At 68.9% G+C, this 25,053-nt stretch carries 21 protein-coding genes; 15 read left to right on the top strand and 6 right to left on the bottom strand.

Features of this window, described 5'->3' with window-relative positions:
- Nucleotides 1-11 precede the first annotated feature (11 nt).
- On the bottom strand, nt 12-1,346 hold the full coding sequence (locus tag IEY79_RS17515) for a COG1470 family protein (protein WP_189108426.1): 1,335 nt from the start codon (nt 1,344-1,346) through the stop codon (nt 12-14).
- A 212-nt stretch (nt 1,347-1,558) separates the two neighbouring features.
- On the opposite strand from IEY79_RS17515, the gene IEY79_RS17510 reads away from it, so the two are divergent.
- From IEY79_RS17510 to IEY79_RS17495, 4 genes are all read left to right on the top strand, one after another.
- Entirely contained in the window at nt 1,559-2,182 is a 624-nt protein-coding gene (locus IEY79_RS17510) for a helix-turn-helix transcriptional regulator (RefSeq protein WP_189108425.1), read from the top strand.
- A 322-nt stretch (nt 2,183-2,504) separates the two neighbouring features.
- Nucleotides 2,505-4,412 (top strand): DUF11 domain-containing protein, encoded by a 1,908-nt coding sequence (locus IEY79_RS17505; RefSeq protein ID WP_229700933.1) that lies wholly within the window; start codon nt 2,505-2,507, stop codon nt 4,410-4,412.
- Nucleotides 4,413-4,428: 16 nt separating this feature from the next.
- Nucleotides 4,429-5,163, top strand: coding sequence for a Pvc16 family protein (locus IEY79_RS17500; RefSeq protein WP_189108424.1), 735 nt, complete (start codon nt 4,429-4,431; stop codon nt 5,161-5,163).
- A complete protein-coding gene (locus IEY79_RS17495; RefSeq protein ID WP_189108423.1) occupies nt 5,160-7,190 on the top strand; it encodes an ATP-binding protein in 2,031 nt (676 codons plus the stop codon). The genes IEY79_RS17500 and IEY79_RS17495 overlap by 4 nt, the downstream gene beginning before the upstream one ends.
- Before the next feature lie 14 nt (nt 7,191-7,204).
- Here the strand turns inward: IEY79_RS17495 and IEY79_RS17490 are convergent, their stop codons facing one another.
- From IEY79_RS17490 to IEY79_RS17470, 5 genes are all read right to left on the bottom strand, one after another.
- On the bottom strand, nt 7,205-7,606 hold the full coding sequence (locus tag IEY79_RS17490; protein WP_189108422.1) for a type II toxin-antitoxin system VapC family toxin: 402 nt from the start codon (nt 7,604-7,606) through the stop codon (nt 7,205-7,207).
- Nucleotides 7,603-7,884: a hypothetical protein gene (locus IEY79_RS17485; protein ID WP_189108421.1), complete on the bottom strand. Its 282-nt coding sequence runs from the start codon at nt 7,882-7,884 to the stop codon at nt 7,603-7,605. Before IEY79_RS17485 ends, IEY79_RS17490 begins: the two co-directional genes overlap by 4 nt.
- A gap of 495 nt (nt 7,885-8,379) precedes the next feature.
- Entirely contained in the window at nt 8,380-9,291 is a 912-nt protein-coding gene (locus IEY79_RS17480; RefSeq protein ID WP_189108420.1) for a cellulose-binding protein, read from the bottom strand.
- Nucleotides 9,292-9,808: 517 nt separating this feature from the next.
- On the bottom strand, nt 9,809-10,501 hold the full coding sequence (locus IEY79_RS17475) for a hypothetical protein (RefSeq protein WP_189108419.1): 693 nt from the start codon (nt 10,499-10,501) through the stop codon (nt 9,809-9,811).
- Between the two features lie 31 nt (nt 10,502-10,532).
- Nucleotides 10,533-14,273: a phage tail protein gene (locus IEY79_RS17470; protein ID WP_229700932.1), complete on the bottom strand. Its 3,741-nt coding sequence runs from the start codon at nt 14,271-14,273 to the stop codon at nt 10,533-10,535.
- A gap of 259 nt (nt 14,274-14,532) precedes the next feature.
- Between IEY79_RS17470 and IEY79_RS17465 the strand changes: the two genes are divergently transcribed.
- The 11 genes from IEY79_RS17465 to IEY79_RS17415 all read left to right on the top strand — a co-directional run bounded on the left by IEY79_RS17465 (nt 14,533) and on the right by IEY79_RS17415 (nt 25,053).
- Nucleotides 14,533-16,080 carry a phage tail sheath family protein gene (locus tag IEY79_RS17465; protein ID WP_189108418.1) on the top strand — a complete coding sequence of 516 codons (1,548 nt, stop codon included), beginning with the start codon at nt 14,533-14,535 and terminating at the stop codon, nt 16,078-16,080.
- A gap of 99 nt (nt 16,081-16,179) precedes the next feature.
- Complete coding sequence (locus IEY79_RS17460) at nt 16,180-16,623, top strand: phage tail protein (RefSeq protein ID WP_189108417.1); 444 nt, start codon at nt 16,180-16,182, stop codon at nt 16,621-16,623.
- A complete protein-coding gene (locus IEY79_RS17455) occupies nt 16,623-17,084 on the top strand; it encodes a hypothetical protein (RefSeq protein ID WP_189108416.1) in 462 nt (153 codons plus the stop codon). The genes IEY79_RS17460 and IEY79_RS17455 overlap by 1 nt, the downstream gene beginning before the upstream one ends.
- Nucleotides 17,081-17,224 (top strand): DUF6760 family protein, encoded by a 144-nt coding sequence (locus tag IEY79_RS17450; protein ID WP_189108415.1) that lies wholly within the window; start codon nt 17,081-17,083, stop codon nt 17,222-17,224. Before IEY79_RS17455 ends, IEY79_RS17450 begins: the two co-directional genes overlap by 4 nt.
- 1,372 nt (nt 17,225-18,596) lie before the next feature.
- Entirely contained in the window at nt 18,597-19,025 is a 429-nt protein-coding gene (locus tag IEY79_RS17445; protein WP_189108414.1) for a hypothetical protein, read from the top strand.
- 44 nt (nt 19,026-19,069) lie between these two features.
- On the top strand, nt 19,070-19,507 hold the full coding sequence (locus tag IEY79_RS17440; RefSeq protein WP_189108413.1) for a phage tail protein: 438 nt from the start codon (nt 19,070-19,072) through the stop codon (nt 19,505-19,507).
- A 5-nt stretch (nt 19,508-19,512) separates the two neighbouring features.
- Complete coding sequence (locus tag IEY79_RS17435; protein WP_189108412.1) at nt 19,513-20,358, top strand: CIS tube protein; 846 nt, start codon at nt 19,513-19,515, stop codon at nt 20,356-20,358.
- A complete protein-coding gene (locus IEY79_RS17430) occupies nt 20,358-22,316 on the top strand; it encodes a VgrG-related protein (RefSeq protein ID WP_189108411.1) in 1,959 nt (652 codons plus the stop codon). The genes IEY79_RS17435 and IEY79_RS17430 overlap by 1 nt, the downstream gene beginning before the upstream one ends.
- A 48-nt stretch (nt 22,317-22,364) precedes the next feature.
- Nucleotides 22,365-22,652 carry a PAAR domain-containing protein gene (locus IEY79_RS17425; protein WP_189108410.1) on the top strand — a complete coding sequence of 96 codons (288 nt, stop codon included), beginning with the start codon at nt 22,365-22,367 and terminating at the stop codon, nt 22,650-22,652.
- A gap of 8 nt (nt 22,653-22,660) precedes the next feature.
- Complete coding sequence (locus tag IEY79_RS17420; protein ID WP_023537129.1) at nt 22,661-23,092, top strand: GPW/gp25 family protein; 432 nt, start codon at nt 22,661-22,663, stop codon at nt 23,090-23,092.
- Complete coding sequence (locus IEY79_RS17415) at nt 23,089-25,053, top strand: putative baseplate assembly protein (protein WP_189108409.1); 1,965 nt, start codon at nt 23,089-23,091, stop codon at nt 25,051-25,053. The genes IEY79_RS17420 and IEY79_RS17415 overlap by 4 nt, the downstream gene beginning before the upstream one ends.

Below are 25,053 nucleotides of genomic sequence, written 5' to 3'. Positions count from 1 at the left end.
TCACGCTCCCCTCAGCCTGCCGTGGCCGGCTTCATCGTCCCGCCCAGGAACAGCGACTCAGTGCACCGTGAGGGCGTCGGCGCCCCCACCGGCCGTCCGACCCTCCGGCAGTCGATGGTCATCGTGACCGTGCCACCGGCGGGCACCACGATCGGGGTCACGAAGTGGTAGTCGGAGTCACGGAAGTTCTCCAGTCCCAGGCTCAGCACACGCGTCTCGGGCCCGGCCGAGACGACGACCGTCCCCGCGTCACCCTGCGGGTTCTGCACCACGATGTCCGTCAGCTGGAAGGTCTGACCCGCGGGCACCCGCAGGGCCGTCCCGCTGTTCGCACCGCCACCCACCGTGTCGCTGACCCGCACCTGCGCGCTGGTCGGGGCGTTCGCCGAGCCGTCGTCCGCCGAGGGGCCGGGGCTCGGTGAGGAACTGGCCCCCGGTGTACCGCCGTCCGTGCCCGGGCCCGCGGAGTCGCCGCCCGCCGAGTCCGCCCCGCCCGGGTCTCCGCCGTCCGGCGAACGGCTCGGGTCGGCCTCGACCGCCGACCGTACGGCCTCAGGCGTGACGGCCTCCCGGGCCGCGGACTTCACCGCCGGGCGCAGCAGCGCGTACCAGAGGCCGACCAGCGCGATCAGCACCACGGCGGCGACGACGAGTGCCCGGGGCAGCCAGGGCGGCAGGAGAGGTTCCTGCTGGTAGGAGCCGTCCACCAGAACGGGTTCCGGGGCTTCCTGGCCCTCGGCCGGCGCCTGCGGGACGGCCGACACCTGGAACGGGTGCGTGACCGGCGTGCCGCGCCACATCCGCTTGGCCGGCCGTACGCGCAGCTTCGCGAACTCGGCGCGCCCCGGCTCGATACGGAGTTCGGGGTCGGCGAAATCCACCCGCGCCAGCTCGGTACCGGGCTGGGCCCCGAGCCGTACGGTGACGGGTGTGTTGCCCCGGTTGTCGACGGCGAACCGGTGCCGCCCGTTCCGTGACCCGTGCGAACTGCGCGGCACCAGCTCGGCCGTCGTCTCCGTGAACGGCAGCACGGTCACCCGTCCTTCGGGCACGACCGTTCCGGTCTGATCGCCCGTCGGCACGACCCGGACACCGAACGGCGTCTCGCCCGCCGGCACCGTCGAGTCGCGGGGCGGGCGCAGCAGGAGCGACACGGTCCCGGAGTCGCCCGGGTACAGGGAGAGGACAGCGGGCTCCACCGCCGACCAGGCGGCGCACGCGCCGACCACCTCGAAGCGGTACTCCTCAACGGTCGGGCCGGAGTTCAGGACCCGCAGAGGAAGGGCCGTCTCCTCGCCCGGTCCGGCGGCGACAGACGATTCGTCCAGGCTTGCGGTGAGACTCATACCGCGGACCGTAAGGTCGTCGACCGGGTGGGACATCGGCCGTGAAGGAACACTTTCGGGCAGATTCGCTGCCCGTGGCAACCTTTCAGTTTCCTTGTCGGGTAACACGGGAATCTTCAGTCCGCCTCACAACGGGTGGGGCGACCAATTACAGCTGTGAGGCCTGTGCCTTCCTGTGACGCTTCCGGCTGTTGCCCAGGGGGAGCATTCGCATGGAGCGCACCACTGTCGCTTTACGGGCTCAAGATCCGATATCCCAGGCGGGCGTGGCCAGTCAGTTGAGGGCCCGTCCCGAGGTCAGCGTCATGGAGTGGGACGACGACGCGTCTCCGCAGGTCGTGGTCATCGTCGTGGACGCGATCGACGAGGACGCGCTGCGAACGCTGCGGCACATCCAGCGCACGACCGCCTGCCGCACCGTTCTTGTCACGACGAACATCGACGAGCAGAAGCTGGTGAGCGCGGCGGAGTGCGGCGTCGCCGGTGTGGTCAGACGGTCCGAGTCGACACCGGAGCATCTGGTGCATGTCATCGGGACGGTGGCGCGGGGCGAGGGGCATCTCCCCTCCGACCTGCTTGGACGTCTCCTCGAAGAGGTCGGCAGACTGCAGGGTCAGGTGCTCGGGCCGCGCGGTCTGCACTTCACCGGTCTGGCGGCGCGTGAGGTGGACGTGCTGAGGCTGGTCGCCGAGGGCTATGACACCGCGGACATCGCGACGAAGCTGGCCTATTCCGAACGCACGATCAAGAACGTGCTGCATTCCGTGATGACCCGGCTGCAATTGCGCAATCGCTCGCACGCGGTGGCGTACGCGATGCGCCAGGGTCTTATTTGATCTACGCGCATTGCCCCAAAGGGCAGTTGCCCCTTCCCGTCGGAATGGCTCGACTTCCGCTGTGCGTACGGGGGTTGTGCGGGACCGTGCAGGCGCGGTGGCATGCCCGGTGACGTAGGGGACGGGGAGGAACAGCGTGCGGTGGTTTCAGCGGGATCCGGCAACGCGGGAGCGGAGCCTCCCGGGCGGGCGGCCCCGGCGCCGCCGCACGGCGGGTCTCGTCCTGCTCCTGCTGGCCACCGGTCTCGCGCCGGCGTCGGCGGTGTCCGCGACGGGGCCGGAAGCAGGACCGGGGAGAGCCGCGGCCGTTCCGGTTCCGTGGGTGACGCCCGCGACCCTCGACGAGGCGCTCGACCCGGGCGGTTCGACGGGGGTGGAGAAGCAGGTGCTGACGCCGACGATTCCGCCGAAGCCGGAAGTCGTCCTGCTGGTGGATGGCACGGCGAGCATGGCGGATTCGATCGGGAGCGTCCAGCGGAACCTGCCCGACATCACCGAGAAGATCCTTGCCGAGCAGCCCGATTCGCGTTTCGCTGTCGCCACGTTCGGCGACCAGGAGGGCGACGTCAACGCGGGGTTCCAAGTCCTCCAGGGCTTGACGGACGATCTCGTTCTGGTGCAGGAGCAGGGCGTTGACAGACTCGACACCATTCTCGGGGGCGCCAGCCGGGGCCCTTCGGAGGACTGGATCAACGGTCTGTGGCAGATCGCCAACGGCGCTGGAGGCCAGACGGTGTTCCGGGAGGGCTCCAGCCCGGTCGTCGTCCTGGTCAGCGACGCCTCCAGCCACGCGCCCAGTTTTGGCCACACCATCGACGACACGATCGCCGACCTGCAGGACAAGAACGTCCGGGTGATCGGCGTCGACGTGGACACCACCATCGGAGACGGACTGAACGGCAACGGCGACGCCGACGATCCGCAGAACCCGAACTACATCGAGATTCCGCCGACCACCCGCGGCCAGGCCACCCGCATCATCAACGCCACCGGTGGCCGGCTGCTGGAAGGCATCGAGGGAACCGACGTGGCCCAGGCGATCATCGACGGCTTCGACAATCTCCCCACCGCCGTGGGCCATGAGCTCCACGACTGCGACCCCCATCTCACCGTGACGCTGGACCCGCCGACGAGGCAGCTCACCAGCGGCCAAACCGCGCAGTTCACGGAGAACGTCGACGTGTCGGCCGACGCCCCCCAGGGCGCGACCCTGACCTGCACGGTGCAGTTCCTCCAGCTCGGCGCCCAAATACCGGGGACGGACACGCTCGGCCCGGCCGCCGTACCGGATCCCGACTTCCAACAACAGATCAGCATCACCGTGAACGACATCAACGACCCGGTCGTCACCGTGGACGACCGCACGGTCAGGGCGGAGAACGACGACGGAGCTCGTATCAACTTCCCCGCCACCGCCACCGACGCCCAGGACGGCGAGCTGCCGGTGACATGCGATCCCGGGTCTGGAGCGCTCTTCCCGGTGGGAGTGACCACGGTCAGCTGCTCGGCCACGGACATGGCGGGCAACACCGGTACGGACACCGCCCGGTTCGAGGTGCTGGAGCCTCCCGTGCCGCCATCGTCGGACCTCGCGGTACAGGCCGACGTCAGCCCGGACCGTCCGTACATCGGCCGCCCGGCCCGCGCCCGGTTCACGGTCACCAACGCGGGACCCGACGCGGCGAGGGGGGTCGTGCTCACGGCAACCTGGCCCGCGCCGTCCCGTGCCGCCGACCGGACACTGCCCGCACTGAACCGCTGCACGGCGGCGCGCCCATGCACGATCCCCGCCGGAGGTCGTATCGAAGTAACGCAGACCGCGACCTATCGCGCGGCGATCACCGGTGACGTACGGGCCTCCGTGCGCGGCGCGCTGCCCGACCCCCGCGCGGCGAACAACAGGGACACGGACCGGCTGCGCGTCCTGAAGCCCTCGCTGGAGGTGACCCCACTGGTCGCCAAGCCGGGCCAGCCCGTGCTGGCGCGGGGCAAGGACTATCCGCCGGGCGAGACCGTTCGTCTCACCTGGTCCCTCGGGATCACGGCCGACAGAGCGGGTGTACGGGTGAGCCGTGACGGCACCTTCGAGGTGCAGATGCTGGTGCTGCGCAAGGACACGCTGGGTCCGCGCGTGCTGCGGGCCGACGCCACGGACCTGCCCCGGCTCCAGAAACCGGTCCTGGTGGTCCAACGCAACCTTCAGCCACCGGACTTCGCGGGCCGCTCATGACGGGGCGGACCTCCGGATGATCCACGAGGTGGACGACGTCCTGCGGAGCCTGATCCGCGCGGAGGTTCTCGAAGGCGGCCAGATCACGGTGGTCTTCGACGCACCGACGAGGGAGTGGGCCGCCAAGGTCAACTCGCCGATGGTCAACCTCTATCTCTACGACATCCGCGAGGACATGCGCCGGCGCGAACGCGGCCTGCACAACGAGTACGACGAGCGCGGTGCGATCGTCGCCCGCCGCCGCCCGCCGCGCTACTTCAAGCTGTCGTATCTGATCACGGCGTGGACGAAGCGCCCGGAGGACGAACACCGGCTGCTGTCCTCGCTGTTGGCGTGCCTGCTGCGGTACGAGGCGCTGCCGCCGGAACGGCTGACGGGCTCCCTGGCGGAGATCGGGGCGGTGGTCCCGCTGTCGATCGCGCTGCCACCGCCGGAGGACCGCTCGTTCGCGGACGTGTGGAGCGCGCTGGGCGGGGAGTTGAAGCCCTCGCTGGACCTGGTGGTCAGCGTCCCGGTGACGTCGTCGCCGGTCTACGAGACGGGTCCGCCGGTGGGTGACGAGGGCCTTCGGGCACGGTTCGGGGACGTACCCGAGCGGGCGTCGGGCGAGACGCAGGACCAGCCGGGTCGTAAGGGACTGCCGGTGTACGGGTCCCGGCCGGGTCGGCCGCACCGGGAGCCGGGGGCGCCGCGGTCGTCCGGCGCGGTCCGCATCACAGAGACGCGCGGAACGACGCCGGAGGACGTGTGACGAGCCTGCGGCACCTGCTGGCGCGGGCGGTCGCGGTGGAGCAGCGCGTCCGCCGGGCAGTCGAGGCCAGGCAGCGCACCGACCCGGATCCGGACGACGCGTTCAGGGGCCTGTATCTGACGGAGGAGAACGTCGCGAGGCTGCTGGACGAGGAGGGGGCGAGGTCGTTCCCGCCTCCCGACGAGCAGCTGATCTCAGATGTACCGGGCTCCCGACTCACCTCTCTGGCTGCGGAGTTCGGCCTCACCCCCCTCGACATCGAGATCCTGCTCATCGCGCTCGTACCGGACCTGGACGACCGGTTCGAGGCGTTCTACGGCTACTTGAACGACGACGTGACCCGTCGCCGCCCGTCCGTCGGCCTGGCTCTCGGCCTGTGCGGCTCGGCCCCCGCGGACCACGCGGCCCGCGCGCGGCTGGCGGCCCGATCCCCACTGCGGGCGGGTGGACTGCTGCTGGTGGAGGACCTTGAACGGCCTTTCCTGAGCCGTGCGTTGCGCGTGCCGGACCGGGTGACGGCCCACCTCCTGGGCGATGACACCCCTGACCCTCGGCTGGCGGATCTCCTGGCCCCGTGGCACGCGGTACGGGGCGTCGGCGACCCGGCACCGCTCGCCGGGGTGCTGGCCGACGGCGTCCAACTGGCGTACCTCAGCGAGGACCAGGGCGGCGCGGGTACGGCGCTGGCCGCGTCCGCCCTGACGACGGCGGGCCTCGGCGTGCTGGGCCTGGACCTGGCACGGCTGGCCGAGGATCCGGCGCCGGCGGAGGCGGTACGGGCCCTGGTCCGCGAGGCGCGGCTGACGAACGCGGGCCTGGTGTGCGCCCCGTTGGAAGCGGTATCGCGCGAACACCCCCGCCTTCTGCATCTTCTGACGACTACTCACATCCCCACGATCCTGGTGGGCCGGTCCCCGTGGGACGCGTCGTGGTCCGCCTCTCCCCCACTGCTCCTGCACGCCCCACGGGTGGAACCGTCAGCACGCGGTGCCCTGTGGACGGACGCGTACAAACAGTGCGCCCCGGCGCCGGTCCCGCCCACGATCGACACGGACCACTTACTGGCCCCCTTCCTCCTCACTCCGGAACAGGTAACGGGCGCGGCCCGCTCCGCCGCCCAGACTGCGCGCCTCGCGGGTGGAGTGCTCACCCCCGACCATGTACGCCAGGGAGCCCGCGCCCAGAACGCGGCGGGCCTAAACCGTCTCGCCCGCCGCATCGAGCCCACGGTGACCTGGGACGACCTGGTCCTCCCACCCGACACCCACGCCCAACTCCGCGAACTCACGGCCCGCGCGCGCCACCGCGACCGGGTGCTGGGCGAGTGGGGCATGCGCCCGGGAGGCGGCAGGGGCCGAGGCGTCTCGGCCCTGTTCGCGGGCGACTCGGGCACGGGGAAGACGATGTCGGCGGAGGTGATCGCGGCGGATCTGGGCCTGGACCTCTACACGGTCGATCTGGCGACGGTGATCGACAAGTACGTGGGCGAGACGGAGAAGAACCTGGAGCGCATCTTCACGGAAGCGGCGGGCGTGAACGGGGTGCTGCTCTTCGACGAGGCGGACGCGATCTTCGGCAAACGCTCGGACGTGAAGGACGCGCATGACCGCTACGCGAACGTGGAGAGCGCGTACCTGCTCCAACGGATGGAGTCCTTCGACGGCCTGGCCATCCTGGCGACGAACCTCCGCGCCAACCTGGACGACGCCTTCACCCGCCGCCTGGACCTGGTCATCGACTTCCCGGTCCCAGACCCCACGCAACGCCTCCTGCTCTGGGAACGCTGCCTGGGCCCGCTGCTACCGAGGGGCAAGGACCTGGACCTGGACTTCTGCGCGTCCAACTTCGAGCTGGCAGGGGGCAACATCCGCTCGATAGCGGTGACATCGGCGTACCTGTCGGCGGACACGAACACCCCAGTAACGATGTCAACGCTGATCCACGCGATCCAACGGGAGTACCAAAAACTGGGCCGGCTGACGTTGGCCTCGGAGTTCGGCCCGTATCTGAGCCTGGTGCAGGGCTGAGCGGACCTGGGGCGTCAGACCTTGACGATGCGGACCCGATCCCCGCAGAGCATGGCCAGGTCTTCCGGATCGGAGGTGACAACGACGGCCGGCTTCGGAGCATGGAGCGCGGTGGCGGCGACCACGGTATCGATCGCGTACTTGTGCCCATGAAGGCCCGCGTCGACGAGCAAGGCCATCGCCGTACGACCGATCTCCTCGGTCACGGGTTCTACGTTGAGCCGGGAGACCGCCCAGTTGAACCGAGCGGAGTTCACCCGCGAGTGATGTGCCTCGATCAGGGTGAGGACGCTGGTGACGACCCTCATGTCCTCCTTCTCGGCGCCGCGCACCAAAGCCATGACCTCACGGTCGTCGGCCACCACCTTGGAAAGCCCGTCGCAGTCCAGCACGAGCGTCCCCGACCGACTCGTCATGCCGCGTTCCCCACTCCGCCGTCGGCGTCTCCACGCAGGAGGGCACGGGCAGCATCGATCTCGGCATCGCTGAAGGCTCCGTGTTCGGCCTCGTGCGCGGCGGTCAGCTCGGCAAGGTTGTCACGCTCGATCTGACGCTGCACGGCGGCGTCCACGTAGGCCGAGAAGCCCCGCTTCCCCACGCGCGCACGAACCGCGGCGATGTTCCCCGAGTGCAGGCTGACGGAGACGTTGGCAGTGGGGCCTTCACCGACCCCGTAGTTGACTTCATCGCTCATGACTGCAGTCTAATACATAGACTAGTAGAAAGTTCGCTTTGCACTCAGTCACCGTTGCCGCGGCTGTCGTCGTGCGCCCGCCGGTGACAACGGGCCTTAGGTCGCCCGCCACTGGCGTCGGGCTCCGCACCACATCTGCAGCCAATGCAGGGTCGAGGACGCTACCCGGACACGCGCGGCTACTTGACGCTCACCGTCGAGTACAGGCCGGGGCAACAATGACGAAGGCATCCCGCACTCCGGGTCATAGCGTGATCGAAATCTGTAGGTTCGTCACGAGGGACCGAAGGCTCGTGGGGGCCGGTGGTAGTCGCGGCCGGTTTGGCGGAGGGCGGCGGCGAGATTCGACCGGCGTCCTGGCGGAAGACGCTGATGGCCAGCTTGCGCAGGGTGCCGGTGCGGACCGAGCGCGTCCACTACGAATGCCTTTGTCGCTGCGTGCGGCACGCTGACCTGGCTGTCGGCGGCGGTTGTGGCCTGGTCAGTGCGCTCGTGTCAGGCCATCATCTGGTCGGTCGTGTCGTGATCACCGGTGTCCGGGATCACGGCGGGGCCGGTGAGTGTGGCGAGCATGGCGCGGACGTTGGTCAGCTGCGCCTTGATGCTGTCGCGACGGTTGGCGAGAGCGGCGAGTTCGCGTTCGGATTCGGTGCGGATCCGGACGGCCATGGCGTTCGCTTCAGAGATGGCCTCGTCGCTTTGGTGGCGCGCGTTTTGTGTAAGTTGACGGGCTTGGTGCTCGGCGTCTCTGTGTCGCTTCTCAGCTTCCAGGCGCAGTTGCTCGGCGCGTTGCTGGAGCTGCTGGAGTCGTTCTTCAGCTTCGGACTGGCGGGAGGCGAGGTCGTTCCCCGCCTGTTGGCGGCGTTTGGCGAGCTTGGCCTCGAAGTCGGCTGCGGCGTGCGCGGCCCTGGCGCGGGTGTCTTCGAATAAGCCGTCGGCCTCCTGGCCTGTGGCCTGCGCGTTCTCGTGCGCTTCGCTGTACAGGCGGTCGGCCTCCGCCTGGGCCTTCTCCACGATCCGCGCGCATTCCCGATCGCTGGCGGTCTTGAGATCCGCCATGTACGCCTCGGCTTCGGTTTGTATCCGTTCGGCCGCATCGCTGGCGACCTTGTGGTGGTCTCGGGCAGCCTCGCGAGCTTCCTCACCCAGTTCCGCGGCCTCTTCCTCAACCAACCACAGGATCTCGTCAACGCGGGCCCCCAGGCCTGCGAAGGACGGGGAGCTTTCGACGACGTGCGGCTGGGCGTTCTCCGTCTCGACGGTCAGCTCTCCGATGCGCTGCTCCAGCGCGGCGATGCGGGCCAGAGCCTTGTCCCGGTCCCCGACGACCTGGGTGACGAGGTCGTCCACTTGTTCGCTGTCATAGCCGCGGCGCACAAGCTCAAAGCGGACAGAGGCGTCGTTCATGGACTTCCTGTTCGAGAAAAAGAGGGATGGACGTCGCTGGCACTCCAACTCTCGTTGGTCCGCAGCACCGGGGGCCGCATCGATCCGTTCGGCCGGCGGAAGTCGGCTTCCCCATGGCAGGTATCCGCGTAATACGCGGGCAGCGTGGCGCTTTCGCCACCCGACGTCACCTGGTGAGCTGTCAGAACTGTTCTGGTCTGTCACAGTGCGGTCCTGTCGGCGATCGGATATCTGCGCACGGGGGTCCCTCCACCACGCAACGGCGGCTGGGGCAGCAGCCGGAAACGATCACATGATCGTAGCGTCCTGCAATCAGAAAACTGCTCCGGGTAGCGCTCAGCGTGAAGCTTCCCGCCCATGCGCGCGCCAGGTTCCGACACCCCCGCGCCCCGGGCCGCATCGACACGGCCGTCCGACCGTGACGCACCGTGCACAGAGCCGTGTCGGTGAATCTGTGGGCGTTCCCTGACTCGGCAAGCAACTGTTTGAACGTGCAACTATTCAGGATGAAATAGGCTCAGTGCGAGGTCTTTAGTGATAAGCGATCAAGAAGAGGGCCGTACTCGACATCAGGGAACTCAATCTGCAGGAAGTCAAGTAATTTCCTTAAGTAAGTTGCGATGTAGGTGTTGCCCGGTTCCGTCAGGGATATGTCCGAGAAGAGGTACTGCCAATAGTGTCCACCTTTGGTGATTCGGATATTGTCAAGGTAGGAGCAGTAGTTAATATGCAGCTTGAACGGCCCTCGGGTATTGTCGTAGAACCAAATCTCCGGCGTCACACCGAACGGCATCATCCGCAGACTTCCCAGGGTACCTGACCCGCTTTGAAAGTGGGTGTCGAAAATCCGGAATCGAGAAAATAGGTCCTGCTGTTCGGGGCTCCATTCGCTGCGGTTGTGCCATGGCGGTGGACCCATTCGTATACTCTCGGAAAGGTGGAGCAGGTTGAATTCGCCACCTATCTCCGATTCTGGATCGGGTGCTTGCCAATGAGCTCCGACATCTCGGAATCGCATAAAACAGTGCCGCATCTCCTCGGGGAGGACGGCGTAGCCCTGAGAAGCAAGCTGCTCGAACACCTTTTGAGCGTCCCCGGCTCGCTTGAGGAGATCACCTTGATTACTGGAAAGTACAGTCACCGCTGGGGATGCAATGAGATCTTCTGTTACCTGGACGAACTTCTGCTCGATAGTGCTCAGCTCGGTCACAGTTGCCCCTCTCGCGGGAATTTCGAAGTGTTCAGGGAATCGTGATCTTTCCAAGTCGAATTACAGATTTAAGTACGTTGAGCATCACAGGTAGATCGGCCCATGGGGTGGGTTTTGACTGGTTCCATGCCTCCAGCCGGTCTTCCAGGTCGGTAACCGAGTCGTAAGGTTCTTGTATTCCTTGGGAATTTTTTCGGAGTAAAACAACCTGGCGCGCAAAATAAAGGTATTCCTCCCCACCCATGCGGGAAGCGATTCTCGCTTCTCCGGCCGTGTTGAGGCTGATCGTCTGGACAGCTGTATTCGGCGGGGGGTTTTGAGGGTCTGAGTATGACCCCGAAGGGGTTTGCCTGCGTATCCATTGGCTGCCGTCACTGTCGTAAGTCCCCCAGGAGACGTCTATGAGACTCGGGAAGCCCTCATATCGCGCTCCGTGCCCGAACTCAACCTTTACTTGGTACCAGATCGCTGGGTTCCCTGGATGCTCATTCGAGGACGCAAGAAATGAATGAGCAGGCTCCTCGACTTTTGTCAAGAAGTCTGGATTGTTTACGCTCTGGCGTGCCGGCACAAGATTTGAGTCGGTCGCCATCCCTCCTAGTCGACCAGGAAGGAGATGCATTTTCAGCCAGTATTCCTGCGGGCCCTGAAGGTTTCTGGCATCGACATAACGCCAGCCCTTCAGTGTGAGCCCTTTGTTCGCTGTGGAGACCTGACCTTCGGGAGGTGGCCACACTATGTAATGGGCGGTAAAATTCGTAGCCAGAACACTGTTTCGGAACGGTGGGAGTACGGGAGGAGGAAGTGGTGGCAGCGGCTTCTTCTGGAGGGACAGGAGTTCGGCCAGCCGCTCAAATTTGAGTACCAGCTCATCAAAGCGATCCTGCATGTTGGGATGACTGGCTGCGACAGACCTCCTCGTTGGTAGCGCCCGCTCCGCGCTCATTACTTCGTCGTGCTGCCTGAGTGCGTTGCTGTGCGCGGATTCCTGGGTCGTTCTGTCGGGTGGAGAAACGCTTGGCAGGGAGTCCTTCCAGCGTGCCAGATAATCGGTTATCGAAACTGGCGTGCTGTGGACCGTCAGTTCTCTGCGGTTTCCCATTTCCTTGAAGAGAAGCGTATGGCTTTCAGAATCTGCCGTGCGGAATCTTCTCTTCGGGAGGGTGTACAGGAATGGTTTCTTGTCCTGTGCCTTACTGGTGTCGGCGCCGGTGCGACCGGGGCGATTCGGTCTCGAGTCCTGCCCATCACCTTTGTCTCTGTTCCTTCCCTTTCCTCCCTTCCCTTTGACCCACAGCGCTTTGCCCCGCTTCGCTATGAAGTCGACAATTTTGTCGATCGCCCGGGTGACGGGGCGGGAGACCGACTGGAACACCGACTTGACCTTGTTCGCCAGGCCGCCGATGCCCAGCAGGGCCGCGAGGAAGCCGATCAGGAGGGGGACGCTGGCCGCCAGGGCCGCCTCTACCAGTTTGGGGACGCCCGCCTGGCCGCCGTTCGCGATTTGGATTACCGCGTCAAGCACCGCGTTCACGAATTCCACGATCTGCGCGCCCTGCGTCACGATGAACGTGACGATGTCGATGATCCCCTTCACCGCCCTGACGAACGCCGACGCCGGGTTCAGTAGGGAGAGAATCCAGGTGATCCCCGCGATGATCACCGTCGGGATCAGATACGTCGTCAGCTTGGAGAGGATCGTCGCCTTCAGGTCACCCGTCTCCGCCTGGATCTCCTTCACCGCGCCCGCCGGGCCCTCGCGGGCAAGGCTCCCGGCCACCGGGACCGAGGATTCGACCTTGGACATCGCCTCCTCGGGGACGCCCTTGCGCGTCACGCGGGCGCGGATGATGTCCCAGGTCAGCCCCAGCAGTGAGCCGATGAGCTGGATGATGCCCTTGAGGTCGAACCTCTGCGGGAGTTCGAGGCCCGCCTTGACCGCCGTGCCGAGCAGCCACGACACCACCCCGGTCTTCAGGTGGTCCGCGATGTTCGTCATGAAGAGGTTCAGGCCCGCGCCGACCGCCGTGACCAGGTTCCGCAGGAAACCGATCGGGTCCTTGATGATCTTCATGATCGTGGAGGCGGCCTTCGCGAGGATCCCCAGGAGCAGGTTCTTCAGCTCGTTGATCGTCTTGATCGCGCCGACGATCGCGTCCTTCGCCTTGTCGATCAGGCCCTTGTTCGCTTCCTGGAGCTTCTTGATCTCCTCGTCGATCTTGTTCAGCGCCGCGGTGTACTTCGACGCCAGGTCCTGGACCAGCTGCTCCGACTTCTCGTCGACCGTCGCTTCCAGGTCGTCGAACTTGCCGGCGAAGTCCTTCGCCGCCTCCTCGCCGAACGCCCTCAGATCGGCGGGGAGTTTGTCCACCTCCGCCTTCAACTCGGCGCGGCCCTTGGCGATACGCGCCTTCGCCCGCCCCAGCTCGGTGCCGATGATGTCCGCAACCGACGAGATGACCGTCTGCATCTTCGAGACGTAGAGCTTGCGCGCCTCCTGATAGAGGTCATTCGCCTCCTCGGGCAGCCCCGCGAACTTGTCCTTCACCCAGCGGCCCTTGCCCATCAGGCCCGAGTAGCGCTTGTCCTTGTACTTCTTCATCCGGCGCTTGTGGTCCGCCGTGAACGCGTCGCGCGCCGCCTTCTCCCCCGACGTGAACGCCGTGTCGACCTTCTTGTCCAGGCCCGACAGCGTCTCCTCGACGTCCTTCTTCGTGCCGTCGTAGACCTTCTGGAGCCTCGCCGTGACCTCGGCGCGCTTCTTCTCGTCCTTCGTCTTGGTGTCGCCCTTGCCGCCGTCCACCTGCTTCCCGGCCGCGTCACGCGTCGCGGTCAGAGCGGTCATCGCCTGGGCACCGGACGCCGCCGCGCCCTCCTTCGCCGTGGACAGCTGCTGCTCCTCGGCCGCCCTCCCCTTCGCCGGGGCCTTCGCCGCGTCGGCCTCCGACGTCTTCTTCGCCGACAGCGCCTCGTTGAACTCCGGCTCGTTGCCCTTCGCCAGCTGCTCCTCGGTGACCTCCGCGTCGGCCATCGCCTGGTCGTTCTGTGTCGGCCCCTCCGAGAAGTCCGTCACCGCCGCCGGCTGCTTCTCCGGGATCGCGTCCGACGCGGACGGGGCGCCCGGGTTGGCCGGAGGCCGGTCCGGAGTGAGGGGGGTGACCTCTTTCTCCTTGGCCGCCGAGGTGTCCGGCGGCGCCTTGGTCGCGGTGTCGATGTCCTTGGCCGAGGACTCCTTGCCGTCCGTGACCTTCCCGTCGACCTCCGCCTTGACCTGGTCCGCCTTGCCCGACTCGGAGAACTTGTCCGCCTCGTCGAGGTTCTTCGGCGCCTGCGCGTCGATCGCCTTGTTCACCGCGTCGACGAACGCCTTCTTGTCGAACTCGCCGGGCTTCGCCTCGTTCATCTTCTCGGCGTTCGCGGCCTTGCCCTGGGCCTCCTTGTCGTCCGGCGGCGCCACCGCCGCATCCTGCGAGGCCTTCGCCTCACCGGCCGCCGGCGGGTGTGCGGCGACGCGCGCCTTCTTCGCCGCCACATCCGCCTTGACCTTGCGGAAACCGGCCGCCTGCGCCGGGGACGGCTTCACCGGAGCCGTATACCGCTGCGCGACGAGGCGCGAGACCGCGGCGTTCCCGGCCGCGCTCTGAAGACGCTGGAGGCCGCGGCGGTCCTGACGACGCGCGGGAGCCGTCTCCGTACGGGAGACGTCCACCCGGGAGGCTGCGGGGGAGCCGGGCCGGGTGGGGCTGCCGCCCTTCTCCGGGACCGCCTTCATCCGTTCGCCCCTCCCCTTCGGCCGCCGGCCGCGTTCTCGGACGTGACTTGTCAGGGTGTGCGGCCCCCACCCCCGGCGCGCAGGATGCGCGGACCGGAGTGGGGGCACATCTCGCCGGCACGGCGGGAGCGGTCGCGTTGCCTCTTCGGGCAGTCGTCCGTGCACGGCAGGGCGGCCGAGTATCCGTTCCGGGTGATCGGCTCAGTGGCGAGAATGGCCGGCGTTCCACGGTCGAGGAGCGCGTCGAAGAGAGGCACATATGCCGTCGTACCTGTCCCCCGGCGTCTACGTCGAAGAGGTCGAGTCCGGGTCCCGGCCGATCGAAGGGGTGGGCACCTCGATAGCCGCCTTCGTCGGCTTCGCCCAGAGGGGGCCGTTCGACGAGCCGACGCTGATCACGAACTGGACGCAGTACGTGACCACCTTCGGCGACTTCGTCGACGGTACGTACCTCGCCTCGTCCGTCTACGGTTTCTTCTCCAACGGCGGCGGCGTCTGCTACGTCGTACGGATCGGTGACGGCACCTCCGTGAGCGGCGACGGCGAGACCGGCGAACTCGCCGCCGGGGCCGAGGTGCAGGTCGGGCCGTACGCCGTGAAGCCCCGGCCGGGCGTGAGCGGTGAGATCACCGTCGAGGTGACCGCGGCGGAGGGCGACGATCCCCCCTCCGACACCTTCCAGCTCATCGTGCGCCGGGACGGTCAGGTCGCGGAGACCTACCCCTCCGTGACGACCAAGCGCAGCAAGGAGAACGTCGCCACCCGGGTCAACGCCAAGTCGGAGCTGATCGAGATACGCGACCCGGGGCGCGGTGCCGCCCCCGCCCGGCCCGAGCCGCAGACGGTGGCCCTCGCACCCGCCGCACCCGCGGCGCCCGCCGCCGGCAGTGCCGGTGCGCTCGCCCCCGAGGTGTACGTCGGCGACGCCGACCGCCGGACGGGTCTGGGCGGTCTGGAGGCGGTCGACGAGATCACGATGATCGCCGTCCCGGACCTGATGAGCGCCTACCAACGCGGTCTGCTGGACCTGGATTCGGTGATCGCCGTCCAGCAAGGGCTGATCTCCCACTGCGAGTTGATGGGCGACCGCGTCGCCATCCTGGATCCCCCGCCGGGCCTTTCACCGCAGCAGGTCCGGAGTTGGCGTACGGACCGGGCGAACTTCGACTCGAAGTACGCCACGCTCTACTACCCGTGGATCAGCGTCGCCGACCCGGCGTCCGGCCGTGCCACCCTCGTACCGCCGAGCGGGCACATCGCCGGGGTCTGGGCGCGCAACGACGACACGCGCGGGGTGCACAAGGCCCCGGCGAACGAGGTCGTACGGGGCGCGGTCACGCTCCAGACCCAGCTCACCAAGGGCGAGCACGATCTGCTCAACCCGATCGGGCTGAACTGCATTCGTTCCTTCCCCGGACGCGGCATCCGGGTGTGGGGCGCGCGGACGCTCGCCTCGGATCCGGCCTGGCGGTACCTGAATGTGCGGCGGCTCTTCAACTACCTGGAGGAGTCGATCCTCGCCGGAACGCAGTGGGTCGTCTTCGAGCCGAACGACGACGCACTGTGGGCCCGTGTCCGGCGCACCGTCTCGGCGTTCCTGGTGAACGAATGGCGAAAGGGCTCGCTGTTCGGGCTCACGCCGGAAGAGGCGTTCTATGTGAAGTGCGACCGGGAGACGAACCCGCCCGAGAGCATCGACGCCGGTCAGGTCGTCTGCGAGATCGGGGTCGCGCCGGTCAAGCCTGCCGAGTTCGTGGTGTTCCGGCTCGCCCAACTGACCGGCGGCAGCGGCGGGATCGACGAATGATCCGCCCGGTCCGGCCCGGGTCCGAACCCGTCCGCCCGGGTCCGCCCGGTACGCCCCGCCCGCCCGGTCCGTTTCTGAGCACGGCGTAAGGAGTCTGTTGTGCCACTTCCCGATCTCGACAGTTCCGTCGGGCATTCCTTCGGTCTCGAATTCGACAGCGTCATCATCAAGCAGATCACCGAGGTCAGTGGTCTGAAGATGGAGCAGGACGTCATCGAGCTGAAGCAGAACACCGCCGACGGCAAGTACGCCATCAAGAAGCTGCCCGGCCGCCCCAAGGCAGGTGAGGTCACCGTGACCCGAGGGCTCACGGAGGACAACAGCTTCGAACGCTGGATCAGGGACTCCCGGTTCGGCCGTATGACGGACGCCCGCCGAAACGGCGCGGTCATCGTCTACGACTACGAGGGCATCCCGATCAAGCGCTACACGCTGATCAACGCCTGGCCGAAGTCGCTGGAGATCGGGACGCTCAAGGCCGGTGACACCTCGGTCCTGACGGAGAAGCTGGCGATCACGTACGAGAGCATGGAACTCGGCTGATGCGCCGCACCGTTCACTTCCAGGCTCCCGAGCGGGACGCGCACGGGACCAGCGGCACCGGCGGGCAGGGGCAGCCTCGCCAACCCGACCCGCTGCGGACCGAGTTCGGCTTCGAGCTGCCGCGCGGGTACGTGGACGAGTCGGGCACCGTGCACCGTAACGGCGTGATGCGGCTGGCGACCGCGCGGGACGAACTGGTGCCGTTGCGGGACGACCGGGTGCGCGAGAACTCCGCGTATCTGTCGGTCGTGCTCATCTCCCGGGTCGTGACCAGGATCGGCACCATCGAGGACATCCACCCGGGCGTCATCGAGGAGCTGTTCGCCTCCGACCTGGCATTCCTCCAGGACTTCTACCGCCGGATCAACGCGGAGGGACACACCCGCGCCGCCGTCAACTGCCCTTCCTGCCAAGAGGAGTTCACGGTGGATCTCGCCGGTGGCCGCCTGGGGGAATCGTGACGTACGCGACCGACCTGCTGTACGAGGAAGTCGCGTACCTCGCCTATCACTTCCACTGGCCGCTGGACGACCTGCTGGACCTGGAACATCCGGAACGTCTGAGGTTCGTCGCACAGGTCGCCCGCCTCAACGGGGGGTGACGCGCGGCGCGAGCAGACGAGTTACGCCATCACGCGGTGCGGGGGAGGACGGAGATCCATGGGGCTGATGTCCTGGCTGCGCGGCGGCCGTTCGGTGGGCGAGGACACGGTCGCGCGCCCCGGTGACGCCGTGCCGGAGCCGGGCGACCGGGGCGACCGGGGCGACCGGGTCGATGTGCGTCGGCTCGCGCCCATGCAGCGGACCGTGACCGAGCAGGATCTCGTCATCAACCCCACTGGGTTTCAAGGGGCGTTGTCCACCCGGCAGACGACCGCGCTCGGTACGCCGCTCGGGCATCTGGTGAGCCCTGACGCGCCTACCGGAGTACTGCACGGGATCACCAGTGCCGCCCAGGCCGGCCCCGTACCGCCGGCTCAGCGGTGGGTCGAGATGCCGTCGCGGAGGACGCCGGGAGGCAGAGGCGAGCCTGTGGGATCGGGCGGGTCTGCTGCCGCGATGCCTGCCGCGCTCGCAGCCGTCGGCCCCGCTTCTAGCGCATCCGGTTCTGCGGCATCCGGTTCTGCCGCGCCCGCTTCCCTGTCCGTACCCGGGGCTGTTCCCGTACAGCGCGCGTCCTCCGCCATGACCTCCACCGGTACGTCGGCCGTCCCCGACCTGCCTGTACGTCAACTCGTAGGCGAGCAGTCCCTCTTGCCGGTGTCCGCTCCCCCGCAGGAGGTCGTGGAGCCAGCACCTGAGCCGAGGCCAGGGCCGGAGCCGCCAACACGTCGCACGCCCGGACTCGGCGCACCGCTGGCCGGGTTGCCGCCGACGGCTCAGAGGCAGGCCGCCGCGTCCGTGCCGGGGAGCGGAAGGCCGGAGGCGTCGTCGAGTCTGGTACGGCCGGAGGCCGCCGCGGCTCCGGACGAGCCCGGGCCCCTTTCGGAGGTGGCAGAGGCACCGGTCGCCCCGTTGCTCGGCGACGATCCGCTAGTGGGTGCGGTGTCCGGGCCCGGGAACGAAGGCGAAGGCGAAGGCGCGGCTTCGCCGCTCGATGTGCCTGTCCAACGGTCCGTCGTCGGCGCCGGGCCGCCACCACCCTCTCTTCCCGCGCCTCCTCCGGGGCCGCCGTCTCCGCGTACCGTCGCGTCGCCGACCGTCCCGCTGCTCGGCGACCGGCCGCTGACCCCCCGTACGGCCGTCCAGCGCGACGCGAGGGGTGAGGGGGAAGCTCGGCATACGGCGGCTCCGCCCGTACCCGAGCTTGCCCCTCCCCCGGTGCCAGTGCGGTGGACCACGTCCGCCCCGGGCTCATCACCGCCGCCGTCCCGTTCGGCCTCCGTATCCGTACCCGTGTCCGTGCCCGTGCCCGTGCCCGTGCAACGGTCGGCCGTCGTCGCCCGGGGTCCTGCTCCACCGGTGCCCGGATCCGTGAGCCGTACCGACAGAGGCGCCGGGATTCCCACAGCGGGTGCCTTCGCCGTGGCCGCCGGGGTGGCCCAGCGGATGCCCGACGGGAGCGTCGTCTTCGGCTCCTCGTCGGCCTCTGCGTCGGCCGGCACCTCGGGGCCCGTCGTCCAGCGCGAGGCCGAACTCAGCGAGGAACCGCCGCCACCGGATCCCGCGCCCGACCTCGCACCGGACAGCGAACCGATATCCGAACCCACGAACGAGGACGGCTCTCCGCCGCCCGGTGCGAGCGCCGCCGCGGGCGCCGGCGCCACGCCCGGCCGGTCCGGAGCGCCCGTCGTCACCGACGAACTGGTCCGGGCCCTGTACGCGCCGCTCAGCCGACTTCTCAAGGCCGACCTCCGGCTGGACCGCGAACGCGCCGGATTCCTGATCAACACCCGCCACTGATCAACACCCGCCACTGAAGCACCCGCCACTGAGAGGTACGTGTCATGGCCACCGCCCCGGACATTGATCCCGCCGTCAGCGTCTGCTTCGTCGTGACGATCGACGACATCGAACTCGGATCGTTCAACACCTGTGACGGGCTGGGCTGCGAAGTGGTGCTCGAAGCCCGCGAGGAGGGCGGCAACAACGGGCACGTGTGGCAGCTGCCGACGCGTCTGAAGTACTCCAACGTGAAGCTGTCCCGGCCGCTCACCCGGGAGACCGAGAAGGTCGCGCGCTGGTTCGCCACCATGACGACGGGGTTCAGCCGTAAGACGGCGCACATCGAGGCGCGTACCGGTGACGGGCGGAAGGTGGCCCGGTGGGGGCTGCTGGAGGTCGTACCCGTCCGGTGGACCGGGCCCTCGTTCACACCCGAGTCGCCGAAGGTCGCGATGGAGACGATCGAGATCGCCCATCACGGCTATGTGATGGAGGGCTGAGCGTCATGAGCGGGGCGGGACCCATCGCCTTCAGCGCCGCCGGTACGTCCGGGGTCGCCTCGGCCGCGAAGGGCGGATCGGCCCGGCCCAAGCTGGAGCACGCCTATCTGGAGCTGCGGACGCCGCCCACCGGCGGTGGTCTCACACCGGGCGGCCCGTGCGGCCGGATCGACTTCCAGTTCAACCCGAAGGAGTTGAGCCTCACCAAGGCCGCGTCGTGGAAGCGGACTCCGGCCAAGGGTGCGAAGAGCTCGGGCCCGCCGGAGTACCAGGGCTCGCAGCCCAGCAAGCTCACCGTCGAGATGTTCTTCGACGCCAGCGACACCCAGGACACCCGTGTGGTGACCTCGGTGGAGCAGTTGTTCGCGTGCTGTGTGCCGACGAACGAGACGCGGCAGCAGCAGCGGGCCTCGCCGCCGTGGGTCGTCTTCCACTGGGGAGGGCTCACGGGATTTCCCGGCTACGTCAGCCAAGTGGCCGCGAAATACACGCTGTTCACCACCTCCGGGGTGCCGATCCGGGCGGTCTGCCAAGTCACGATGGAGGAGATCAGCGGGGAGACTCCGGGGCAGAACCCGACCTCCGGCGCACTGGCCGCCCGTCGTGTGCACCGGGTCGACGCCGGGGACTCGCTGCCGTCGCTGGCCCACCGGGAGTACGGCGACGCGGGCGCCTGGCGCGTGATCGCCGAGGCGAACGGCATCGACGACCCGATGCGCCTCGCTCCGGGCACCCAGCTCCTGCTGCCGGCCCTGGACGAGCTGAAGCGGCTCCAGGACGGTACGGACCGCGATCGGGCCGGGTACGGCGGCACCGTCTCCGTGGCGTCGGGCGCCGGGAGGCGGGGCTGATGTCCCAACAGGGCGTCGCCACCGCGCTGGTGGTCGAGTTCGGCGGCACACGGCTGCCGGCGAAGTTCGCGAACACGCTGGTCGAGGGGTACGTGGACGACAGCCGTACGCTGCCGGACCTGTTCCTGCTGCGCTTCCGCGACCCCGACCGGGTACTGCTGGAGCAGACGGGCCTGAAGATCGGCGGCGAGGCCCGGCTGCTGGCCCGCGCGGGCGGGGACTCGGCTCCGAAACCGCTGCTCGACGGTGTGGTCACGGCTCTGGAGGTGGAGCTGGACGAGACGGGCACGTTCACCGTCGTACGAGGGCTGGACGAGTCGCACCGGCTGTTCCGGGGGCGGCGGGTGGCCAGCTACCAGAACATGACGCTCGCCGACATCTGCGGCCAGGTCGCGCAGCGCGCGGGGCTCAAGCCGGGGAAGGTGGACATCGCCGGGCCCGTGATCGAACACATGGCCCAACCCAACATCACGGACTGGGAGTTCGTGCGCGGGCTCGCCGAGGAGGCCGGTGCCCAGGCATACGTACGCGAAGGACAGCTGCACATCACCCGCCCCGCGGAGGCGAGTTCGGCGCCGGACGGCGCGGCGCGCGCCGACCGAAATCCCCTCGTCCTGGAGCTGGGCGGCAATCTGCTGCGCTGCCGGGCCGGGGTGTCGGCCGCCGAGCAGGTCTCCGAGGTGGAGGTGCGGGGCTGGGACGTCCAGGCCAAGGAGCCGCTGGTGGGCAAGGCCCCGGCGGGGACGTCCTCGACGCTGGAGCTGGGGGTGTCGGCGGCGGAGGTGTCCGCCCCGTTCGGCGAGGCGCGGTTCGTCGTGACCGACGCGGCGTACGGGACGCAGGCCCAGGTGGACCAGGCGGCCAAGGCCCTGGCGGAACGGATCGCCGGGTCGTTCGCGGAGCTGGAGGCGGTGATCCGCGGGAATCCGGCGGTCCGGGCCGGCAGCGCGGTGGCGTTGAACGCGGTGGGCGCGCCGTTCGAGGGCCGGTACACCGTGACGTCGTCGCGCCATGTCTTCGACGCCGTACGCGGGTACGAGACGTGGATCACGGTCTCCGGGCAGCAGGAGCGATCGCTGTTCGGCCTGACCGGCGGTGCTCCGGGATCCGGTGGCGCGGGTGCGGGCGGCCGGTGTGCGGGGCTGGTCAGCGGGACGGTGACGGACACGCAGGATCCGGAGGGGTCGGGGCGGGTGAAGGTCCGCTTCCCGTGGCTGTCGGACGAGTACGCGAGCGACTGGGCGCGCACGGCGCAGTCGGGCGGAACGAGCGGGGGCGAGGCGTTCATCCCGGAGGTCGGGGACGAGGTGCTGGTCGGCTTCGAGCACGGGCATCTGGACCGGCCGTTCGTTTTGGCGGGGTTGTACAACGGGAAGGACCGGCCGGGCGGCGGCGGCGGTGCCGGTGAAGGTGCAGGTCCCGGTGCCGCAGGTTCGGGTGGCGGCGGAGATGCTCCCGGTGCGCCGGGCGGCGGCAGCGCGGCCGGCGGTGGGGGCGAGTTGGTCGACCCGACCAGCGGCGCCGTGAACCGGCGCGCCTTCGCGTCCCGGAGCGGCAACCAACTGGAGCTGCTGGACGCGGCGAACGGCCCGCAGGGCGTACGGCTCCGCACGGGTGACGGCAAGCTCACGATCGACCTCGACCGCACGAAAACCGCCATCGTCATCAACAGCGACGGCAGCGTGACGATCGAGGCCAAGGAGCGGGTCTCCATCAAGGCGCCCGGCGGCGTCGCGCTGGACGCCGGCCGCGGAGCACTCGAACTCGCCGGGGACAGCGTCACGTTGACGTCCCGCAGCGGTGTCGCGGTGGACGGCGGGAACGGCAAGGTCGCTCTCTCCAGCGGCGGTTCGGTGGAGGTGCGCGGCGGCCAGGTCACGGTCGACGGCACGCGCCGCACGGACATCAAGAGCGGCAGTTCGGTGTCGGTCAACGCCCCGATGATCAAGCTTAACTGACGAAGCGTCATAGACGGCGGACAAGAACGACGGACAGGAGTGGACCGCATGTCGGCAGCAGCAGCCGCGGCCGCGCGGGTCGGCGACCCCACCGGGCACCCCGGCGCGGTCGGACCGCCCGGCGTGCCGTCCGTGCTGATCGGCGGAAAGCCCGCCGCGACGGTCGGCACCGTACACAACTGCGCGTCGCCCGCCGCACATCCGCCGTCGGCGATCGCGCCGCCGGGCAGTTCGAGCGTACTGATCGGCGGCAGCCCGGCCGCCCGGGTCGGCGATCTGGCGGGCTGCGGCTCACCGGTGGTGTCGGGCTGCGCGACGGTACTGATCGGGGGGTGAGCGGCCGGATGGGACAGCAATTCATCGGTGCGGGCTGGGCGTTCCCGCCGCGTACGGACGCGACCGGCTCCATCGCCCTGGTGCGTGGCCGGCATGCGCTGGAGGAGTCGATCAGGCTGATCCTGGCGACATCGCCGGGCGAGCGGCCGATGCGGCCGGAGTTCGGCTGCGCCATCAACGACTACGTGTTCGCCCCCGCCGACGCGGGCACGGCCGGCCAACTCGCGTACGAGGTGCGGCTGGCGCTGGAGCGCTGGGAGCCCCGCATCGACGTGACCGAGGTCGTCGTCCGGTTCGACGAGGCCGACAACGGGGTGCTCTACATCGACATCGGCTACACCGTGCGGGGCGCGAACGACCCGCGCAACCTCGTCTTCCCGTTCTACGTGATCCCGCAGCACGCCGAGGAATCGGCCGACGACGAGGAGGCGGGCGCGTGACGCTGCCCGGTCCGCATCTGGACGACCGCACCTTCCAGGGCCTGGTGGACGAGGCCAAACGCCGCGTGCAGCAACGTTGCCCGGAGTGGACCGACCACAATGTGTCGGACCCCGGGGTGACGCTCATCGAGGCGTTCGCGAGCATGGTCGACCAGCTCGTCTACCGGGTGAACCGGGTGCCGGAGAAGAACTATCTGGCCTTCCTCGATCTGATCGGCGTTCGGCTCCACCCGCCCACGGCCGCGCACACCGACGTGACGTTCCGGCTGAGCGCGCCGCGCCCGGACCCGGTGGTGGTGCGCGCGGGGACGGAGATCGCCACGGTCCGTACGGAGACGGAGGAGGCGGTCGTCTTCACGACCTCCGAGCCGCTGTCGATCGTGCCCTGCGCCTTCGCCCATCTCGCCACCTGGCCGTCTTCGGGGGAGGCCGTCGACCGGACCGAGGAGCTGACGCTCGGCCGGGACGTGCCCTGCTTCGGGGCCACGCCCACCGTCGGGGACTGCCTGTACGTGGGCCTGTCCACCGCCGTCCCGGCGGGCGTTCTCGTACTGCGGCTGGACTGCACGGTGGAGGGCGTCGGTGTCGACCCGCGTCGGCCGCCGGTGCTGTGGGAGGCGTGGGACGGCACGGCCTGGACCGTCTGCGAGATCGAGAAGGACGACACCGGCGGCTTCAACCGGTCGGGCGAGCTGATCCTGCATCTGCCGAAGACCCACTCCCCGGCGGCGGTCGTACGGCGTACCGGGGGCTGGCTGCGGTGCCGTCTGATCGACGCGGAGCCGGGCCAGCCGACGTACATGGCGCCGCCCGTGGTCCGCGGGGTCACCGCGTTCACGATCGGTGCGACCGTGCCCGCCGAGCACGCGGAGACCGTCACCGACGAGGTGCTGGGACAGGCGGAGGGGGTGCCCGGCCAGGCGTTCGGGCTGGCCCGGCCACCGGTCGTGCCCGGTGAGTTCGTGGTCGAGGTGACCGGTCCGGGGCCGGGGGCGGACGCCGAACGGTGGACCCGGGTCGACGACTTCGCGCACTCCGGCCCCGAGGACCGGCACGTCACGCTGGACGCGAATTCCGGGCGGGTCGAGTTCGGTCCCGCCGTACGCGAACGGGACGGCGGAATCCGCTACTACGGCCGCGTCCCGGCCAAGGGCGCCACCGTCCGCGTGCGGTCGTACCGCACCGGTGGCGGGCTGCGCGGCAACGTCGCCCGCTCCACGCTGCGGGTCCTGCGTGGCGCGATCCCGTACGTGGCCAGGGTCGAGAACCGCCGGCCGGCGCTCGGCGGGGTCGACGGCGAGAGCGTCGCCAGCGCGCGGGTGCGCGGACCGATGACGCTGCGGACCCTGCACCGTGCGGTCGTGCCGCACGACTACGAACTCCTCGCGCGCGAGATCGCGCCGGACGCGGCGCGCGTGCACTGCATCCGGGCGGCCGGTGGTACCGACGACGAGTCCGACGCGGGCGGGGTACGGCTGCTCATCGTGCCCGCGGGACGCGGCGACGCGCAGGGCCGGATCGAGTTCGACGAACTCGTCCCGCCCGAGCAGACGCTCGGTCCGATCCGCGAACACCTGAACGCCCGGCGGCCGATCGGCACCCGGCTGGTCGTCGAACCGCCGTTCTACCAGGGCGTCACCGTCGTCGCGTCGGTCCAGACCGAGCGCGGGGCGGTCGCGGAGAAGGTACGGGAGACGGCACTGGCGGCTCTGTACGGGTACTTCAACCCGCTCACCGGCGGGCCGGGCGGCCAGGGCTGGCCGTTCGGCCGGCCGGTGCAGTCGGGCGAGGCGTTCGCCGTGCTCCAGCGGGTGCCCGGGGTGGACCTGGTGGAGGACGTACGGCTCTACCGCGCCGACCCGGTCACCGGGGAACGCACCGACGCGACCACGAAGATCCCGCTGGACAGGCACGCGCTCGTCTTCAGCTACGAACACCAGCTCCGGGTGAGAGGAGCCTGA

Source organism: Streptomyces camponoticapitis, from assembly GCF_014646115.1.
Classification (GTDB): domain Bacteria; phylum Actinomycetota; class Actinomycetes; order Streptomycetales; family Streptomycetaceae; genus Streptomyces; species Streptomyces camponoticapitis.
This window is presented reverse-complemented; position numbering and strand designations above follow the sequence as displayed.

Excerpts from the sequence above, each read along its gene's own strand:
- IEY79_RS17420 (WP_023537129.1), top strand. The coding sequence starts at position 22,661 with ATGGGACAGCAATTCATCGGTGCGGGCTGGGCGTTCCCGCCGCGTACG.
- IEY79_RS17480 (WP_189108420.1), bottom strand. The coding sequence starts at position 9,291 with ATGAACGACGCCTCTGTCCGCTTTGAGCTTGTGCGCCGCGGCTATGAC.
- IEY79_RS17485 (WP_189108421.1), bottom strand. The coding sequence starts at position 7,884 with ATGAGCGATGAAGTCAACTACGGGGTCGGTGAAGGCCCCACTGCCAAC.
- IEY79_RS17425 (WP_189108410.1), top strand. The coding sequence starts at position 22,365 with ATGTCGGCAGCAGCAGCCGCGGCCGCGCGGGTCGGCGACCCCACCGGG.
- IEY79_RS17470 (WP_229700932.1), bottom strand. The coding sequence starts at position 14,273 with ATGAAGGCGGTCCCGGAGAAGGGCGGCAGCCCCACCCGGCCCGGCTCC.
- IEY79_RS17465 (WP_189108418.1), top strand. The coding sequence starts at position 14,533 with ATGCCGTCGTACCTGTCCCCCGGCGTCTACGTCGAAGAGGTCGAGTCC.
- IEY79_RS17455 (WP_189108416.1), top strand. The coding sequence starts at position 16,623 with ATGCGCCGCACCGTTCACTTCCAGGCTCCCGAGCGGGACGCGCACGGG.
- IEY79_RS17510 (WP_189108425.1), top strand. The coding sequence starts at position 1,559 with ATGGAGCGCACCACTGTCGCTTTACGGGCTCAAGATCCGATATCCCAG.
- IEY79_RS17515 (WP_189108426.1), bottom strand. The coding sequence starts at position 1,346 with ATGAGTCTCACCGCAAGCCTGGACGAATCGTCTGTCGCCGCCGGACCG.
- IEY79_RS17435 (WP_189108412.1), top strand. The coding sequence starts at position 19,513 with ATGAGCGGGGCGGGACCCATCGCCTTCAGCGCCGCCGGTACGTCCGGG.
- IEY79_RS17430 (WP_189108411.1), top strand. The coding sequence starts at position 20,358 with ATGTCCCAACAGGGCGTCGCCACCGCGCTGGTGGTCGAGTTCGGCGGC.
- IEY79_RS17440 (WP_189108413.1), top strand. The coding sequence starts at position 19,070 with ATGGCCACCGCCCCGGACATTGATCCCGCCGTCAGCGTCTGCTTCGTC.
- IEY79_RS17500 (WP_189108424.1), top strand. The coding sequence starts at position 4,429 with ATGATCCACGAGGTGGACGACGTCCTGCGGAGCCTGATCCGCGCGGAG.
- IEY79_RS17490 (WP_189108422.1), bottom strand. The coding sequence starts at position 7,606 with ATGACGAGTCGGTCGGGGACGCTCGTGCTGGACTGCGACGGGCTTTCC.